An 18829-nucleotide genomic window follows, 5' to 3' on the forward strand; every position below is an offset into this window, starting at 1 on the left:
GTTAGCACTAGGCTTTGAGATGGGCAACTAACAAACAATTTAAGAGTGATTCGGCACGCGTGGCATTTTTACTATGCATTGGTTTTAGTGATTAAGGTGGTATGCGGGAGCATCGTATTGTGTGCCTCACACCTTAATTGGGCGTTAGTACGGGTTTGACGTCAAAGGTCATAAGTTTTGGTGTTTATCTGTTTTCGCGCTCGTCTTTACACCTTTCAGTTTTTACCTGTCACGTTCTTTCCGGTGGCACTATATGCGGAGTGTTTGCTTTGATTTCACCGTTTACGGTCTCTAACTCTTAGCCTATTTCTTTGGCGCTTCTTCGTTTTCGTTGTACTTCCTGAGTTAATCTTGTCGTTCGTTGGGTGTTGCCATCAAAGTGCGAGGATCGAATCCTTTTCTAATTTGAAGCAAGTGGAAGTAGAGCAGTTCAGTGCGTTTTTCTTCTAGCCAACTTTCGTCTTTCAATTGGAATTAAGTTTTGTAGCTGCCCGTCTCACTTCAGTGTTCAAAACCTTTCATATCATGCTAGTTTTCAATATCTTGGAGCGCATAAATAGAAGTAGCGCATGTACTAACAAATTGCTTAAGAGGGATTCTGGTTTTTTGTTCAAGTTTTTGTTTTATATGAATAAAATAAATTTTGCCCTAGGTTGGGGTGACATTTGGGGTTACACCGGAAAATAACTTTTAAATGTGATTTGTATCACGTTATTTTTGTAGGTGATTCTTGTGGAATGGTCTTGTTCCATGCTCAGCCACTTTAGGTGGGCAGTGGTATTTTGCTGACCGAAACTTGCTTCATCTGGGAACCTACATTTACCACTTCAAGTTCCATGTGTTCTGGGATCTTGATGACTTCAATTTCGATTTTTTTTAAAGTCGTCTTGGGGGCTCTGGGATTGATTGGGATGTTTGTTTGGGGCGTGAAGTTATCTAGGAAAAACCATGTGATTGAGCAATTAGTAGATTGGATCCGGATAATAGTGCTTACCAAACCTTCCTTAACAATATAAGCATGAATATCGCGATCAGTTAATCGCCCACCGGATGAATCCATCGCTCGGGTCATAATATACGGGCGTAACTGCTTACGCTCCCCCTGCGCTAAGAGAAGCTGGTTGATCATTCATGTAATCCTTCAGCCTCCTCAGCTAGGAGTATTTGTACCTATTTGTTCAATCTGCTTCAGCTGATTTCGAGGAGCCTAGTGATTTGGATTCGAGACTGCGCGTCTTTGAAATGTGCTAATGCGAGCAAGCGCATAAACCTGCAAATCACCCGCAGCCCCACAATACATAATCTGCTGAGTTCCTAGTGATGCAATTCTTAGACAACCAAATCCTGTTTGAACTCTACCACAGCAAGTTAGAGCAGGAGAAAGAAGAGTAATGATATTTGAAGAACTAAGGTATAAAAGCGATAAACAAACCGAGCAAGACGCAGTTCAATCAGTACGCAATGGGAACTGAACTGGTGGTTAGTGTTGTTTAAGATCCACAAAACCTAGGCTAACACTTGAGAAAAGTGATCAAAATACAGCTGATTCGTCGAACGCATTTTCGACCGCGTCTATGGTTGGAGTAAAGGAGCCGGATGAAGTCACTAAAGACTGGTTTGTTTCCCCCCGACTTCATGACCTTACACCATAGTAGCGAATTGGGAATTTTGACAAATGACAAACCAAGATAGAATTGAGTAGTTTTCCACTATTTGCAGTATTTTTTTTCTAGAGAGCAGGCTGTTTCACGATCCTTATAAGCCTGCTCCGACTTCCCTAGATGGTCAGCTGCGATAGCACGAACATCAAAGTATACGGCTTTAGTCGGATCGAGTGCAATCGCCTTATTCAAATCAGCAAGAGAGGCATTATAGCGTTCTATAAGCCCTAAACCATATCCACGGGAAGCAAATAAGTTTGCCATTGTGATCTTGTCCTCGCTTCCGTCTTCTTTGATTGCTCCCAGATCGATCAGGTATCCACAAGCGCTGATTGATCTGATACCCGAGTGTATCCCAATAGGAAGGAGCGGACTCTGGGTTAGCTCTCTGAACCCGTTTGATGAGATCGGAAAGTAGTGCTTTAACTTGCCTGCAATTCGCTTGCCCCTTACAGAACAGTCCTGGTGGAATAAGTCCTCGTCGCGTTTCCTCTCCTGAAGCCTGATAGCTAAAAATGCCATCGTCAATACAATCGCGCCATCCTATTTTCTCTTTATCCTTAGTGTAGCCAAACTGAAGAATGGCTCCTTCACCTACAGAAATTGTTGAAGTCGGTTCAATAATATCAAGTGAGAATGGGTCTGCTTTTAAAAGATCGACCATTAGGTTTGAAACATTCCATTGTCGCAGGTCTTTCGGACATCCTTTAATAAGGCGCTCTCCTTTCGTAACAGGATGGAGGTCACTTTGAGGGCCATCGCTGACGCAAGTCACGTTAACGATCTGAAGATGACCTGATAGGGCGGGACGCAATGTCGCAGGGCTGGCTTTATATTCTATACGGTTCTTACCATACATGATCCACTTGCCACCACGTACAAGTTCTTTGATTTGGTGCAACAATGCTCGCTCTCCTTTTGCCTCCAGACGCGGTTTGAGGCGGTTGGAGGCAGAGATTCCCGATTGGTCGGCTAACGTAGGAATTCTGACCAGTTTTGACCTGAATTGTTTGAAGTCCTCTGGAGATTTTTCTTTAAATTCGATGAGACTGATATTTGCCTCATCCAGTTTTCCAGAATCTGCAAGCACGAGAATGAGAGCCTTGCGTGCTTCAACATTACTTGGTGCTATCGCAATCAATCTCCGGTAGTCCGTGATCGCTTCAGGAAATTGTCCAGCTTTTGTCAGAACTTGTGCACGATAAAGGAGATGACGATTATAGCTGTCACTTCCGGTATCTGACATTGAAAGAGCAGTTGTGTAGTCGGTTATTGATGAAGTTAAATTGCCTATACTGGCGTAACTGCTGGCGCGGTTGGCATAAAGCGCAGCCGATGGGATGACTCGGATAGCTTGGGTGTAATCTGAAATAGCGTCGTCATGTTTCCCTGCAAATGTGAATGCCATGCCTCGGTCAAAATGGGCACTAGCGCGTTCGTAATCGTTACGAGCGAGTATTAGGAATTTGCTTCGAACTTTTGCTGATTCATCGAACTTACTATTTGCGGAATAAGCTTGGGCGATGGTATCGAGTAAAACAACATTATTGGGCTGTTGGATTAGATCATAATTCGCGGCTTTGATGATGAGATCAGGGCAGTAAAACATCGCACCGGGATTTTCGGTGAGCTTATTGAGTTGTGGCAGCAATCTGAAGCCTCCTCTCACTGATTCAGTTTTGTTGACATCAGCGCTTCGAGCGTCGGAATATTTCTGGTGTCAGTTCAACGGCTTCGCACATGGCGGGAATGTCTAGCAGCGTGATATGACTTTCGCACTCAGTAATAAAACCATCGTTTTTCAGTTTTTTGAACGTTCTAGAAAGCGTCTCTGGCGTCATACCTAGCTGTGTTGCAAGCAGCTTTTTCGTCACGGGTAACGTAATTTTCCCTTCGCTTCTCGATTGAGCGCGATAGAAGTCAGCCAGCTTCATCACCAGTCTTTGATTCGCGTTTACTTGCGTCAAAATGTTCACGGTATCCATCAGCTGGTGGATGCGATTTGTCATGTAGTTCATTACTTTTAATGAAGTTTGTGGAGATTGAGTAAACACCGCTAACACATCTTGGTAGTGGAAAACAGACAGCTCGGTGTCCTGAACGACGCGGGCACTCATCGGATAGGTCCTTGGGGACATAAACATCGCCATTTCCGCAATCATTTCTCCCGCCATGAATACTCGAAACAGCTTTTCGTCGCCGTTTGGCATCAAACGAAACAATGAAACTTTTCCTCTCTCTACCAAATACATTTTTTCCGCAGGTTCGCCACGTTCAAACAGTTGATGCCCTGCATCGCAATGCAAAGGCGAGCGTTTTGAGAAGAGTTGTGTTTTTTCTTCTTCGTTAAGGAGCGAAACAATAGAGCCGGGCACGCTGTTTTCCTTAGCTTGATAATTATCAAGCAGCAAATTCGGACTTGGAGGATAAGATACAAATAATAATCATTATTGATTAATGTGCCAACTTATCCAACCTGAGAAAGGAGAACAGTTATGGACGGTATTAGCCACGTATTTCGATGGGTTGCCTTGTGCGGTCTGGTCGTTCTTTTTGTTCCCGTCGCCATCTTTGCTTAGGAGTCATTATGTCTAAACGATTAGCCATGCCTAATGAAGGGCGAGAAGTGACAAAAACACCGGGACACTGGGTACTCGCTCAACTGGGTAAGAAAGTGCTGCGTCCTGGTGGCAAAGAGCTGACACAAAAAATGTTGCAAGGGTTGGCAATTACCCGTGATGACCGCGTTGTCGAATTCGCGCCCGGTATGGGTTACACCGCACGTTTGTGCTTGGAAAAATCCCCAGCAAGCTACACCGCTATCGAACAAAATCAGCAGGCAGCCGAGATTGTTCGCTCTTACTTACAGGGTTCAAACCAACGTTGTCATGTCAGGAATGCACAAGAGACAGGGTTAGAGCCGGAATGCGCTTCTGTGGTTTACGGCGAAGCCATGCTGACGATGCAATCTGATGCGCGTAAAAACGAAATTATTGCCGAGGCTGCTCGAATCCTCGCGACTCATGGGCGTTACGGTATCCATGAGTTGTGCATTACGCCAGATACAATCGATGAAGATAAAAAGCGCGCGATTCAAAGAGAAGTTTCCGAGACCATTCAACACCCCGCCAAACCCATCACACCCGCTGAGTGGAAAGCTCTGATGGAAGAGAATGGCTTGGTCGTTGAATTTGAAGCCGTTGCTCCAATGCATTTACTCGAACCAAAACGTGTTATCGCCGATGAAGGCTTGAGTGGGTTCTTAAAAATCGTGAAAAACGTACTGACTAAACCGCAAGCGAGAAAGCGTGTGTTAGGCATGCGTAAGATTTTCCGCAAACACGAAAAGAACCTATCTGCGATAACGCTTGTCGCAAGAAAGAAGGAAAACTAAATCATGTTTGAATACACCTTGTATGAAGATCTCGCCAGCGAAGTGGATATCCCCAAAGCGGGCATTACGAGTTGTCCTATGTACAAAAGTGAGCGTTTGCGAGGCGTTATCTTCGGTTTCGCCGAAGGTGAAGAAATGAGCGAACATACTGCAGCAGTGTCAGCGATTGCACAAATACTCGAAGGAGAATGTACGTTCACGTTAGAAGAAGAGGCGAAGGAACTAAAAGCTGGCGCTTGGTTGTTGATGGACGCGCATTTGCCTCACAGCATTATCGCGAAAACGCCATTGAAGCTGATGCTGTACCTGTTGCGCGAGCCTAAGTAACACGTAGTATTGAAATACAAATCAATGTAAATTCAGCCCCAACCAAGTGTTGGGGCTTTTGCGTTTATTGCTGGCGGTACTTATCTGACGAAGTTCTGCAATCCTGCCACGCTGGCAAAGTTATAGAGAATAAAACCCGATGCCACCATGGTGACTGCTAACACGAGGTTAAGCGTATTGCTCAAGTTGGCATTGGGTTTGGCGCTGTGATTTTTCATTTGGCGTTGAATCGTTAAAGCGTTGAACACCAATATCGAGTTGGTCATTGCCGTTCCTAAAGCCATCACGAATGTCGCGACCATGCCCCACATTAAGCTGCCTAGCATGTTAGAGAGAAACAGAACCAACACCGCACCAGTACAAGGGCGGAAGCCGATGAGTAGCAGTGCTTTCCATGAAATATTGTCATTAGAACCTGCGGAATCATCATCTTCTTGAGATCGTGTTTGCTTGATGCGGCGCTTGACCACCGACGCAAACTCTTTCAGCGCCAATAAAACAATAAACACCGCACAACCTTGCGTCAGCAGACGAACATTATCGGAAAGGCTGAAAGCAAACTGCTCTGCAATCTTGGCAGTAATCACGAAAAGAATGCACGCGCTCGCGGCTTGTAGGGCGGCAATAATCGCCATTAACACAAGTGCTTGTCGGCGACGGTAGCCATGAATCAAGCTCATTGACGTCACTGCCGTTTTACCGTGTCCAGGGGCAACCGAATGCAGTAAACCATACAGAAAGCTGAAGCCCAACAAGTACAACAGTTGCCCTTGGCTGATGAGCATCAGGTATTCACTGATATACCGTAGTTAATCATTTTAGCTTTGTGAAGAAAAAAATGGATTCCTTTGGAATCCATTGAGTTGACTAATTGCGATTCTTTATTTTGTCTTTGGTAGGGAGTAATACTATTCTCTATACATGCCGTACACACAAGTCACGATATACTTAATAAACGTTACGAAAAAAGGCAGATTTATCTGCCTTAATAGACAATACATCCTTAAGTTACTATATAACAATAACATCGGAGCACTTTGTGTTGTTAGAATTGGTAATCAGCCACAAGACCGAATGTACGAGGTCCGCCCATTTCGATAAGATCATTCTTATGGCGAAGAACGTAATCTTCATCTGTTGCATTCTTAATGTAGGCCCGAATGGTGAGATCATTCATGGCATAACCTGCATTGAGATTCAATATGGTGTAGTCGCCTGCTGACGTACTTCGGGTGTTGGCGAGATCTGTAAAGTAATCCGTTACGTGATTAACACGAGCACCAAAGAAAATGCCCGAATCTAGCTGTTGGGTGAAGCCAAGACCAGCCGACACTTCAGGTGCATAGCTGAACTCATTCCCATTTAAGTTTTCAACAGTACCGCTTGGTCCTTCGGTGATTTCTGTTTTTAACAAGCCTACAAATGCGAATACGTCCAGACCTGAGTCAAACCAGTAATTGGTTTCAACTTCAGTACCGTATGTTTTTCCTTTAGGGATGTTTGCTATGTAATTGTCGAAACGATTTCCACTGTCACCATACACGACCGTTTGATAGTTTTCATAGTCGTTGTAGAAGACATTTGCAGTCAAACCAAGTCTATTTTCAAGGAAAGTTGAACGGGAACTTAGCTCATAAGTCCAGACTTCTTCCTGCTCAAACACAAAGACCTGTTGTTGGTACTCGTTGTATCCAAGTCCGCCAGCGTTGTATCCTTTACGAGCAGTAAGTCCAAGCATTGAATTGTCTGATACATTTAAAGTTACACCGACTTTTGGTAGCAAAATACCGTTACTTTCATCAGCATTGAAATCGAGTGGGAACCTTGCGTGGTCAAAATCACGCTTCAGCTCATCTTTTTCGTAACGAGCGCCAAGTAGCAAGCCCCAACGGTTATTGAGCTGGACTTTTGAATCGAAGTAAATTGAGTTGGTCAGAACTTTATCTTTACGCTTCATCGAGTCTGTTTGCGTATCCTGATCTTTGTAAAAACTGCTTACCCCGACAATGGCATTGTATTTGTCATCTAACGAGTTATAAGATAGCTTCGCTTCTGCGGTGTAGTTTTTTTCATCAACATCACCCCACCAGTCCGTACGAGGATAAGCTTTGAATTTCGTATTATAGTCTCGGCGCGCAAGCAATACATCAAGGGTTAATTCATCATTGATTAAGTAATTTATGTCAAAATTTGCATTCCAGCTTTCGGTTGTTTGACGTCGAGTACCGTTTTCATCAATGTATTCAAACTTACCTTTTTCAGAAACCAGATTTGTATATTGACCTTCTTCATTACGGCTAGCCAATGTTAGTTTTAGCGTAAGCTTATCGTTAGACATCGGTTTGAATAACAGCTTACCTCTCACATTATAGGATTCAACTTCAGAAGGGTCCCATGGATATTGGTCATTATCGGGCAGCGAGTAATCAATTGGTGTATTACCCTTTGTGCCCTCGGCGGCTAATCGAAATGCGAGCTTTTCAGACACGATTGGGGCAGAAACAACACCAGCTAAGTGATATTTGTCATCTTCGTTTTCGTAGCCACCACGAACTTTACTTTCAAAGTGGAACGTTGGATCTTTGGTTTTGATGACCACCGCGCCGCCAATACTATTTCGGCCTTGGTTGGTTGATTGAGGGCCTTTATAAATCTCTACTTGTTCTGTATCCCACAATCCGGCTTTACCAAAGGCTTCACCAGTCCATGACTCTGACACGCCATCAACGGTTGTATTCACCCTTGGTGTCGCTCCTGTCATGAAGGAAAGGAAGCCTTCACCAGGCCCACGACCATCGACACCTCGAATATGTGGAATACCAGAAGGGGCATTCAGTACATTCGGGACGCGATCGAGTAGATCGTAGTATGTTTGATCTTCGCCATTGTCTGCTTCATCAGTAAAAACGGTGACTGAGCTTGTGTTCTCAGCAAGTGTACCACCGAGTTTTTCACCAAGTACCACAATGGTTTCTAGGGTTGTTAGGGTTTCTTGGCCTTTCTTAGTATTGCTGTTGTCCACTTGCTCTGCTGAAAGAGTGGTGCTGGCTCCAAGGCAAATTACACCAATGAGCATGGCAAGTTTAGTCTTGCCAGTATTAGTGATGGTGATGCCACTGTTTAAATCCATGGGCTTCATGACCTGAGTATTCCTTAATAAAAAAAGAAGAAAACATTTGATGTTGTAACAACATTTATGTAAAAAAGTGTTGCGGCAATAATACTAATGATAATTATTATTATTTACAACAATGATGATATAAGTTTGTGCTATCTCATTACTAGAAGATATGCATGAAGTATCGACGTACAAGTTGGATTTGTGATGGATATAAAGGCTTTTCGAATAATAGAAAATAAGAATATCAATAGTGTTTTAAGTGGTTTGCTTGAAGATAATGAAGAAGTAGGAGCCCCATGTTGGTGGAACGAGGTGCAGACAAAAGGAACACCTTTTATCCTTTCCCAAGATAATACAAGCGTTGAGCTGCTATTTCTTTGGCGAAACACGGATGACAGTGTTAAGGAAATATACATTGATATCAATGGTATTACTGATCATCACAGCTTTGATATGGCAAGGCTTACTCATGTCAAAGGAACGGATGTTTGGTTTTATAAGGCAAGGGTAAACAGTACGTGGCGTGGGAGCTACACGTTTATTCCAGTGACACATGAACGCGTCCAACCAGCGTACCACGGAACATACCAAGAGAAACGCACCAAGCATCGGGAGTGGTTGAGAACCATTTTTCCTCTTAGTGTTCGCGATGATTTAAGTAAAAACAATTTGTCAGCCTGCGAATGGGGACGTTCGAAAACGCCGCTATCTATGCCAAAGGCAGTATCGCAAAGTGCTTGGTCAAGGTTCGATACAAAAAATGGCAATGTTCAGGCAGGAGCGGGCATGCAGCTGGCTTGGACTAGCCAGTGTTTAGGTAATGAGCGCTATGTTTGGTTGTATTCGACAGCCAGCGCTGACCAAATGGCTGAACTGCCATTGGTTTTAGTCTTAGATGGTCAATTTTGGTCTCAATCCATGCCTCTGTTCAGTGCGCTGACCGATGCGACGAGCAGCGGTCAGCTTCCACCTGCCTTGTATGTCTTCATTGATGAAGTCAATGGAGCGCTGCGTAGTGAAGAATTCAGTTGCAACCCTTTGTTTTGGCAGGCTATCACTCAAGAACTGCTGCCGTTGGTTGGTCATTATTTCCCAATTACTAATGAGGCTAATCGTACGGCTGTTGTTGGGCAAAGCCTTGGTGGTTTGAGTGCGATGTATGCCGGATTGAACCATCCGGACCGTTTTGGTGCGGTTGTTTGTCAGTCGGGTTCATTCTGGTGGCCTGATTTTTCGTTAGTGAAGCCACCTAGTGAATATTCTCCTCTTCAAACAAGCGAACCTTTAACTCAAATGAGTCAATTGGTTCATTCTGGCCTTGGTTCTAACGTAAAGCTAAGTGTTTTTATGGAAGTTGGGTTAGGGGAAGACATCATGGTGGACTTGAGCCAAGACCTATACCAGCAACTTAAGCAACAAAACCATCGGTTATCGTTTCGCACCTTTGATGGTGGACATGAACGCCTGTGTTGGCGCGGAGGCATCATTGATGGGTTGTCATATGTTTTTAATTTTGAATCCTGATTTTTCTATGATTGGAGTTAACTATGTCTGAGAAATACATTAATCCTTTTGACGAACCTGAAAACCAGTTCTTTGTGCTGATTAATCACAACAATCAATATAGTTTATGGCCTGAGTTCAAAGGGATCCCTCCTGGCTGGAAAAGCACATTTGGTCCGTCACTAAAGCAAGACTGCATTGATTATATCGAAGCGAATTGGCACGACATTCGTGTGTAAAAAACAAACAAATAGCCACGACGATAATAATTAAATTTCTAAGGAATAAACCAATGCGCACTCAACAAGTGCAAGATAATTTATGGCCTCTATTGGGCACACAACAAGGAATTTGGTTCGCTCAGCAAGTGATGCCAAACCCTGAAGAATTCAACGTCGCACATTATGTAGAAATTGAAGGTCAAGTTGATACGTCGGTTTTTAGGCAGGCAGTGGCCAAAGGGCTTAACACTGCAGATTCATTACATTGTCGTTATGTAGAAGTCGAAGGCGTAATCAAACAGCAATTGCTAGCCGGAACGGCTTTAGAAGATGTTCTGGAGGTTTTCGATTTTTCCCATTTAGAGCAGCCAAAAAATGCTGCATTGGAATGGATGGAAAAAGATCTGCAAACAGCCATTGATATTCAAGGCAATGTAAGACGCTACCGTCACTGTCTAATTCAAATTGGCTCCAAGCAAGCACCAAAGTGGCTTTGGTACCAGCGTTATCACCATATTGATGTTGATGGATTCAGTTTTAACGCAATTAGCCAAAATATCACCCGTCACTACAATCACATGACACTCGGAACGTCCGAGCCTGAAGGTTTTACACCAATGGCCAAGGTAGTCGCGGAACATGGTCAATTTATCGAATCAGAGCAATACGACAAAGCACGATATTTTTGGAAGGAGGCCGGAAGGTCGTTGCCCGCTCCGCCTTCTTTAACCACAGGTGGAACCGATAAGGCACGTTTTGGTGTTGTTAAGCAGCACATTAGTCTTCGTGGTGGCGATTGGCTACATGCGCAAGGCAATAATGTACTGCCTTCAGAGCTCGCAATGGCTCTTGTGTTTGCGTATTTACATTTACACAGTGGCAATGACGACGTCTGTGTCGGCTTCCCGTTTATGCGCCGAATGGGCAGTTCGGCAATGAGTGCCTCTGGTGCGGTTGTGAATGTACTACCTTTGGCATTTTCTGTTGATAAAACTATGAGTATTACTGATGTCGCTCGGGTGATGAATAAAGCCATCAGACAAGCTCGTCGTTACCAAATGTATGATGCAGAGCAAATCTCGCGTGATTTAGGCAAAGTAGGGCAATCCTTGTACGGCCCAATGCTCAACTTCAAGCCATTTGAAGATGAACTGCATGTTGGTAGCAATAAATCGAAAACGCATATCTTATCTGCAGGGCCGATCGATGATATTGAGTTTTCTCCTGCACTAAGTAACAGCAAGCTCGAAATTGAGCTCACTGCCAATGCGCAAAAGTACAATACGCAATCATTAGCGATTCATGCTGATCGATTTGCCAACATGGTGGAGCAAATCGCGCAAAACCCATCCATTACACTTGCTGAGATTGCACTTATTCCTCAAAGTGAGCAGCAAAATATCGCTGATTGGTCTGTTGGCAATCGCTGGCGAGATCCGCATCAAGATAAATCTGTTCTTGATGTTTTTGAACGCAATGCTGCACAACAACCAGATGAAACTGCGCTCGTTTATAAGCAACAAAAATGGAGTTTTCAGTCACTGCGTGAAGCCATTGAGCAGCGCGCTGCTCAGTTGCATACTTTGGGTATAAAGCCAAAGCATGTCGTAGGCGTGGCATTGCCTCGAAGTCCTGAAACCGTGGTTACTATGCTGGCTATCATGCGCTGCGGTGGGGCTTACTTGCCAATAGATCTTGATTATCCCCAAGAGCGTATAGAGACGATCCTTGAACAGGCTCAACCTCAAACAGTTATTGTTGAAGATAAAGAAAACCTGTCATGGGGGAGATTAGCAAACTGCACAACACTTGCTGAACTAACCACTCAACAGATTTCAACCCCGGAACAGATTGATATTTCCAAGCATGATGTCGCCTATATCGTATTTACCTCAGGCTCAACAGGTAAGCCGAAAGGGGTTATGAACACGCATGGTGCGTTACTTAATTTACTTCATTCTCATCAAAACTCTATCTTTGCGAAAGCGATATCAAGCCTAGCGACAAATCGTTCGACTGAGCCGGAAAAGATTACGGTCAGGGCCTCACATACGACTTCATTCTCGTTTGATGCTTCTTGGGAACAAGTTATTTGGATGTTATGCGGTCACACGCTTTATCTTTATGATGATGAACAGCGCAAAGATGCCTATGAATTAGTTGAATGTGTAGCAAACGACCACATCGATGCAATGGATTTACCCCCATCACTGTTTAATCAGATGCTTGATAGCGGGCTTATGGAGCAGGTTTATACGCCGACTCTGGTTCTTATCGGTAGTGAAGCGGTACCAGAAAAACTGTGGGAGCGTGTGGGGAATTACCCTCAGCTGTTGGTAGAAAACTTCTATGGCCCAACAGAGTTTACCGTAGATGCCGTGAGTGCTCCTCTAAATGCCGATATCACTCCTGTAATTGGCCGTCCGATACTCAACGCTAAAGCCTATGTTTTGAACAATGCATTGCAAGAAGTGCCTGTCGGCGTGGCCGGTGAGTTATACCTTGCAGGTGCAGGGCTGGCGAAAGGCTATTTGAATCAACCGGGAATGACAGCAGATCGATTTGTTGCCAATCCATTTGAGCACGGTCAGATCATGTACCGTACGGGTGACTTAGTAAAATGGCGCGAGAATGGGCAGTTAGACTTTATTGGTCGAACGGATGATCAGGTCAAAATTCGTGGTTTCCGTATCGAACTTGGTGACGTAGAAAGCGCAATCAACAATATCTCAGATGTGGATTCATCAGTGGTGATTGCAGAACGTTTTGGAGATTCACACCGTTTAATTGCGTATTGCACGTTAGTCAGTCATGCGAAGGGGCATACCTCTGAGCAGCAGTTACTCGATGAAATGAGTCAGGCATTACCAGAATATATGGTTCCGGCAGGTTTGATGATCCTTGACGCGTTCACGCTAAACGTCAACGGGAAAATCGACAGAAAGTCATTACCAAACATTGATCTTACCAATCGCGAAGAAGTGATCGCTCCGGTTACAGCAGAAGAAGTTGCTCTATGTAGTGCCATTGCAGAATTGCTTGGTGTTGCTGATGTTGGTATTTCAGATGATTTCTTTAACCTCGGTGGGGATAGTATCTCCGCAATGGGGCTTGGCACCATTTTGCGTAAAGTTGGTTTCGAACTCCGCCCTAAAGAAATCTTTGCCGCCCGTAGAGTCGGTGATATGGCGAAAGTGATGAAGCCACTTAACCAGCAAGAGCATGTGGCGCAAGAAGGGCAAATAAAGCCGTTGCCAATGTGGCAATGGTTTGAAGATACCTTCTCGGAGGACACCAGCTATGTTCAGAGCGTCTTTGTCGAAATCGAAGTTGATGTCACGTTGAGTGCGCTACAACGAGCGCTGGCGAAACTGGTATCGATGAATTCGGTGTGTCGCTTGATAAAGAAAGAATCGCAATATTATATCGAATCGATAGATCAACTTGATGTCGCATCGTGGGTGGAACATCTAACAGTCGACGAGCTACAACATACCGATATTGATGCCATATTTGATCAGTATGGTAAGACAATGAGCTTGGCTAATGGTCAGCTACTACGGTTAGTGATGCTAAGTGATAGTAAAGGACAATGTGGTCTGATGATCTTAGCCCATCACCTGTTGATTGATGGTGTCTCTTGGCGTGTGTTGTTGCCTCAGCTTAAATCACTAACTCGCGCGGAAGTTTCCGGTCATGACATCGTTATTCCAAATGAAGTCACGGGTATTAATACCTGGTCTCATGCGCTGCACAATTATTTGGATGTTGCTGCTCAGCAAATGGCGGATTGGCGAGTACGAGAAAGTCGTCCTGTCATACCGTTCAAACCTGCGCAAGAGGATTGCCGAGTTAAGCATTGCCGAAATAAACTGGCAGCCGCTACCACAGAGCGTGTGCTTGAGTTCGGTCAACTGTCAGAGTCGATTGATATTGAAGAAATCTTACTTTCATCCGTAAGTGCAGCCATTGCTAATGTGTTTGGCAACGAGGCGATTAAATTCAATCTTGAATCTCATGGGCGGGAAGAGTTTGACTCGTCCATCAACCTAAGCCAAACCATGGGTTGGTTTACCACAGAGTATCCTTTGGTTGTGGCGTTGCCGGAATCAGGGACAACGGTTGACTTGCTGCGTGAGGTAAAACAAGCCAAACGGAGTATCAAGGATAAAGGGTTGGGGTATATGGCCTTGCTCCATCTTGATAATCCGCATCGTAACGAGTTAAAAGGATTAGCAAGTCGTTATAAGTCGTCGGTACTCTTTAACTATTTGGGCCGATTTGAGCAATCGTCAGAGAAATGGTCGCCGCAAAGTCGAGCTGGAAAATTTGCTGATACCTTTGCTGTTCTGTTAGACAGTGAACAAGCACTACAGCACGATCTCGAACTGAATATCTTTGTCGATGAAAATGCAGCGGCGCCCGCATTTGCATTGAACTGGTCATGGAACGAATTCCAGTTTAGCCAAAATGAAATCGATGTTATTAGTGACAAAATTGAAGAGAATCTGAATTCTATTGCTGATTGGCTTTCTTCGAGAACAAGGTTGGCTGAAGAGCTAAAAGTGCCAGCAGAATTGACGGTTGCCGGTATTTCCTTGCCACAAGCTTCAAGTCTTGAAAAGCGATATGGGGAGCTTTCAGATGTGCTTCCTGCCTTGCCTTTACAAGAAGGGTTGTTATTCCAGTCGCAACTGGGTGATGAGAACAGCAATTACAATTCAACAACGCGCTTAACCTTTAATGGTGAGATCAATATTGAACATGTTAAGCGTGCTCTTAATGTGGTGATAAGCCGTCATCCTCAATTAAAAGCTAAGTTTGATAGCGATATGTTGGGTAAAGCCGTTCAGCTTATTCCCAAGGTGCTCGGTGAGTGGCCAATCGAAAGTCATAGCATTACTTCGATGGAAGAAAGCGAGCAGCAAGCGTATCTGACTCGTTTTGAGAAAAGTGAACTGACGCGCCAGTTTGATCTCAGCAACCCTGAACAATCACTATTAAATGCGAGTGTGATTTATCATGGTGATAACCAAAGTACTTTGTACATCTCAGCTCATCACTTGGTGGTTGATGGTTGGTCGACGCCGATCTTGTTGAGAGATTTCCTAGCGGCATATGCATGTGGTGCTGATGTCTTAACGCCGATTAGTGCAAGTTATGCCAGTGTTGTTGAGCAGCTTACGGGAAGAGATAAAAAAGCCGCTCAGCAACGATGGGTGGATGTGTTACAGGGCGTGAACCCAGCCATTGCATTTGAAGATATCCCCGTCACAGATAAGCTCAACGAGCTCGAACTGTTTATCCCAGAAGACAAGACTCGAGCGATCAATCAGCTACTTCGCCACTATGGCCTTACCATGAACTCATTAATGCAAGGTGTTTGGTCGAGCATTCTTGGCAGCATGATGGGCAGAGAAGATGTGGTTTTTGGTACGCCGATATCTGGTCGCTTTGGTCATGTGGAAGGGATTGATGAACATATTGGTTTGTTCAGCAATACCATTCCGGTAAGGATGAAACTCAAACCAGAGCTAAGTTTGCTTGAGCAGCTAAAAGCGCATCAAGAAATTCAGATTCAACTACTAGAGCATGATGAGCTTGGTTTGGGGGAAATTCAGCAATTGGCTGGCGGCGAAACGCTATTTGATACGCTGCTGGTGGTTGAAAATTATCCAGATCATTCAGATTGGTTTAACAAAGACTATGCTGGAGCGCAGCTGTGCGATATTCATAACCGTGGCTACACTCATTACCCATTAACGATCTTAGTGTTACCCGGTGAGCAGATCCATATTCTGTTTGAATACCGCGATACAGCGGGTGTCGCTGAGCAAATAATGCAGCGCCTTGAACAAGTGTTAGATGCGATTATCGCGTCACCAGAGGCAAGCTTGACCCAGTTAGATTTACGTCTTGCTGATGAAGTTGAGTTACAGCTGCGTGTCAACCAGACCAAAGTTGCGTTACCAGAGCAAACCTTGCGTTCGTTGATGGTGCAACAAGCTGAGAAAACGCCCGAAAAATTTGCTTTGATTGATGAAGAACGAAGTTTCACTTATCGCGAAATGAGAGGGCAGGTAAAAGCGATAGCGGAGTTACTTTGGCAGCATAATGTGAGTGTTGGCGATATTGTTGCCGTTGCTTTGCCAAGAAGTACGAAGTTAAGTCTTGCGTTCAATAGTATTATTGAATGTGGGGCCGCTTACTTACCGCTTGATGTGGGTTATCCAGACGAAAGGTTGGCGTACATGGTCAATGATGCGAAACCTAAGCTGATCATCACGACATCTGAGCACCAAGCGCGCTTTTCTGCATTCGGAGAGTTGTTGATTTTGGATGACCTTCCTGAGCCAGTGGCTTCCACGCTGACTGAAGAGAAGGATGGACTTGCGCCTTATCATGGGGCCTACATCATCTATACCTCTGGCTCGACAGGGAATCCGAAAGGCGTGTTAGTTTCGCATCAGGCTATCGTAAACCGCCTGAAATGGATGCAGCATGAATACACACTCAATGCGCAAGATGTGGTCTTGCAAAAAACGCCATGCAGTTTTGATGTTTCCGTCTGGGAGTTCTTCTGGCCGCTGATTGAAGGTGCGAGCTTGGTCATGGCACCACCGGAATCGCATAAAGATCCGGAGTGGTTAATGCAGATCATCAATGACTACAAAGTGACAACCATGCACTTTGTACCGTCTATGCTTGCTGCGTTTATGGCATCGATAGAAAACAGTCATGAACAAGGTGAGCGTGTCGCTCGAAGTTTGCAGCGTGTTTTCTGTTCTGGTGAGGCATTATCGAAAGAACTGTCTAATCAATATGCACGCTGGATAGAGGCGCCATTACACAACTTATATGGTCCAACTGAGGCGGCGGTTGATGTGACGTATTGTCCGGCTTTTGGTTCTGCTTTAGCTGAAAGCTTAGGGACGAGTGTGCCGATCGGTCTACCCGTGTGGAATACGCAGGTGTATGTGCTAGATAGCTTCCTGAGAGAAACGCCAGTGGGTGTTCCCGGTGAGTTGTATTTAGCTGGTGATCAATTGGCTATCGGTTACTTGAACCGCAGTGGACTAACGGCAGACAGGTTTATTGCGAATCCGTTCTCGAGTGGAGATCGTATGTACCGTACTGGGGATGTTGTTCGTTGGCTGCCCTCTGGAAAAATCGAATACCTTGGTCGAAGTGATGATCAATTAAAAATTCGTGGTCAACGGATTGAACTGGGAGAAATCGAAACTGCGCTTCAATCGCTTGCAGGTGTTAAGCAGGCCCTTGTCTGTGCAAAATCCTTGAGTAATGAAAAGGCTATGGCGGGTGCGGATGATCGCCAGCTTGTGGGTTATGTGATCCTCAATGATGGTGTCGAAACGGAGAGCGAAACTCTGCGCAACAAACTGGCAGAGCATTTGCCAGCGCACATGGTTCCTGTTGCCATTATCCTGATGGAAGAATACCCGTTAAGTGCCAACGGCAAACTTGATCGCAAAGCATTGCCTCTCCCGAGTGACGTTGTCACTGGGTCTGGGCGAACAGCACGACCAGGGATGGAAACGCAACTTGTGAGCATATTTGCTGATGTGTTAGGGCTGGATACTCTGTCTGCAGAAGATGATTTCTTTGCCTTAGGTGGTCACTCATTAATGGCAATGAAGCTGGCAGCAGATATTCGCCGAATTCTTAATGTTCCTATGACCATTGGTCAAATTATGGTGAATCCAACACCAGAGAAACTGACGGCATTATTGTTAGATGATGAAGCGCTAAACGATCCAACTCTTGCTGGCTTTGGTGAAGTTCTGCCAATAAGAGCGGGATCTGGTCCTGCGCTCTTCTGCATCAATTCCGCCTCTGGTTTCGCGTGGCAATATACAGGTTTACCTAAATATCTGGATGGTCATTATCCAGTGTTTGGCCTGCAATCACCACGTCCAAATGGTGCCATCTCTGCGGGGCGAGATATGGAAGATGCTTGTGATATTCATATGAAAGCATTGAAGCAATTACAGCCTGAAGGACCATACCATTTACTAGGCTATTCCTTTGGTGGAACAGTAGCTCAAGCATTGGCATCTAAACTGCAACGTCAAGGTGAAGAAGTTGCATTCCTAGGCTTGCTAGATACTTATCCACCTGAAGGTCAAGATTGGGAAGGGCCAATGAATGAAGAGGCGCAAGACGAGATCGAAAGAGAAAAGGATTTGTTCTTAGCAGCAAATGACATCACAGATGATGAGTTGGACAAGCAACGTATGGCGATGTTTAAAGATATTACCTCGAACTATGAAGATGCTGTCCGGCTATTATCTAGTGCAAAATCATCACTTTATGATGGTGAAGTGAACTTATTTGTGGCTCAACGTACCTTACCGGAGGGGTATGACATTGATGCGCATTGGAAGCCATTTATCACCAGCTTGCACAAGCATTATTTTGAGTGTTCACACGAAGATATTATCGCGCCTGAAAACGTTGGTGATGTTGGGGAGCAGCTAAATATGTTGCTTAGTGGGCTCCCAAGCTTGAAATAACAAAAATAAAACCGGCGAAATCGCCGGTTTTTTATTGGTGTTAATTCTTTATGTGAAACGCATGATAT

10 protein-coding genes are annotated in these 18829 nt (G+C 44.6%); 5 read left to right on the forward strand and 5 right to left on the reverse strand.

The features are described 5' to 3' along the window. Positions 1 to 763 precede the first annotated feature (763 nt). The 3 genes from R7H07_RS21085 to R7H07_RS21095 form a co-directional block, all read right to left on the reverse strand. Complete coding sequence (locus tag R7H07_RS21085) at positions 764 to 1129, reverse strand: hypothetical protein (RefSeq protein WP_025998596.1); 366 nt, start codon at positions 1127 to 1129, stop codon at positions 764 to 766. 740 nt (positions 1130 to 1869) lie between these two features. Beyond that, complete coding sequence (locus R7H07_RS21090; RefSeq protein WP_017634333.1) at positions 1870 to 3312, reverse strand: tetratricopeptide repeat protein; 1443 nt, start codon at positions 3310 to 3312, stop codon at positions 1870 to 1872. 37 nt (positions 3313 to 3349) lie between these two features. Then, positions 3350 to 4036 (reverse strand): Crp/Fnr family transcriptional regulator, encoded by a 687-nt coding sequence (locus R7H07_RS21095; protein ID WP_017821434.1) that lies wholly within the window; start codon positions 4034 to 4036, stop codon positions 3350 to 3352. A 212-nt stretch (positions 4037 to 4248) separates the two neighbouring features. On the opposite strand from R7H07_RS21095, the gene R7H07_RS21100 reads away from it, so the two are divergent. Both R7H07_RS21100 and R7H07_RS21105 read left to right on the forward strand, forming a co-directional pair. Continuing rightward, a complete protein-coding gene (locus tag R7H07_RS21100; protein WP_017634331.1) occupies positions 4249 to 5055 on the forward strand; it encodes a class I SAM-dependent methyltransferase in 807 nt (268 codons plus the stop codon). Positions 5056 to 5058: 3 nt separating this feature from the next. Continuing rightward, positions 5059 to 5382 carry a cupin domain-containing protein gene (locus tag R7H07_RS21105; protein WP_017634330.1) on the forward strand — a complete coding sequence of 108 codons (324 nt, stop codon included), beginning with the start codon at positions 5059 to 5061 and terminating at the stop codon, positions 5380 to 5382. Positions 5383 to 5462: 80 nt separating this feature from the next. On the opposite strand, the gene R7H07_RS21110 is transcribed toward R7H07_RS21105, so the two are convergent. Both R7H07_RS21110 and R7H07_RS21115 read right to left on the reverse strand, forming a co-directional pair. Continuing rightward, positions 5463 to 6167 carry a nickel/cobalt transporter gene (locus R7H07_RS21110; RefSeq protein ID WP_017634329.1) on the reverse strand — a complete coding sequence of 235 codons (705 nt, stop codon included), beginning with the start codon at positions 6165 to 6167 and terminating at the stop codon, positions 5463 to 5465. A gap of 260 nt (positions 6168 to 6427) precedes the next feature. Beyond that, entirely contained in the window at positions 6428 to 8521 is a 2094-nt protein-coding gene (locus R7H07_RS21115) for a TonB-dependent receptor (RefSeq protein ID WP_017634328.1), read from the reverse strand. A 186-nt stretch (positions 8522 to 8707) separates the two neighbouring features. Here R7H07_RS21115 and fes point away from each other — a divergent pair, with 186 nt between their 5' ends. Genes fes through R7H07_RS21130 form a run of 3 tightly spaced genes read left to right on the forward strand, consistent with a single transcriptional unit; the run spans position 8708 to position 18761 of the window. Continuing rightward, positions 8708 to 10027, forward strand: coding sequence for an enterochelin esterase (gene fes / locus R7H07_RS21120; protein WP_017634327.1), 1320 nt, complete (start codon positions 8708 to 8710; stop codon positions 10025 to 10027). A 23-nt stretch (positions 10028 to 10050) separates the two neighbouring features. Continuing rightward, the gene (locus R7H07_RS21125) at positions 10051 to 10245 is read left to right on the forward strand and encodes an MbtH family protein (protein WP_017634326.1); all 195 of its coding nucleotides are present in this window, start codon (positions 10051 to 10053) and stop codon (positions 10243 to 10245) included. Positions 10246 to 10298: 53 nt separating this feature from the next. Further along, entirely contained in the window at positions 10299 to 18761 is an 8463-nt protein-coding gene (locus tag R7H07_RS21130) for an amino acid adenylation domain-containing protein (RefSeq protein WP_017634325.1), read from the forward strand. Positions 18762 to 18829 lie beyond the last annotated feature (68 nt).

This window comes from Vibrio sp. Vb1127, from assembly GCF_033338735.1.
GTDB lineage: Bacteria > Pseudomonadota > Gammaproteobacteria > Enterobacterales > Vibrionaceae > Vibrio > Vibrio alginolyticus.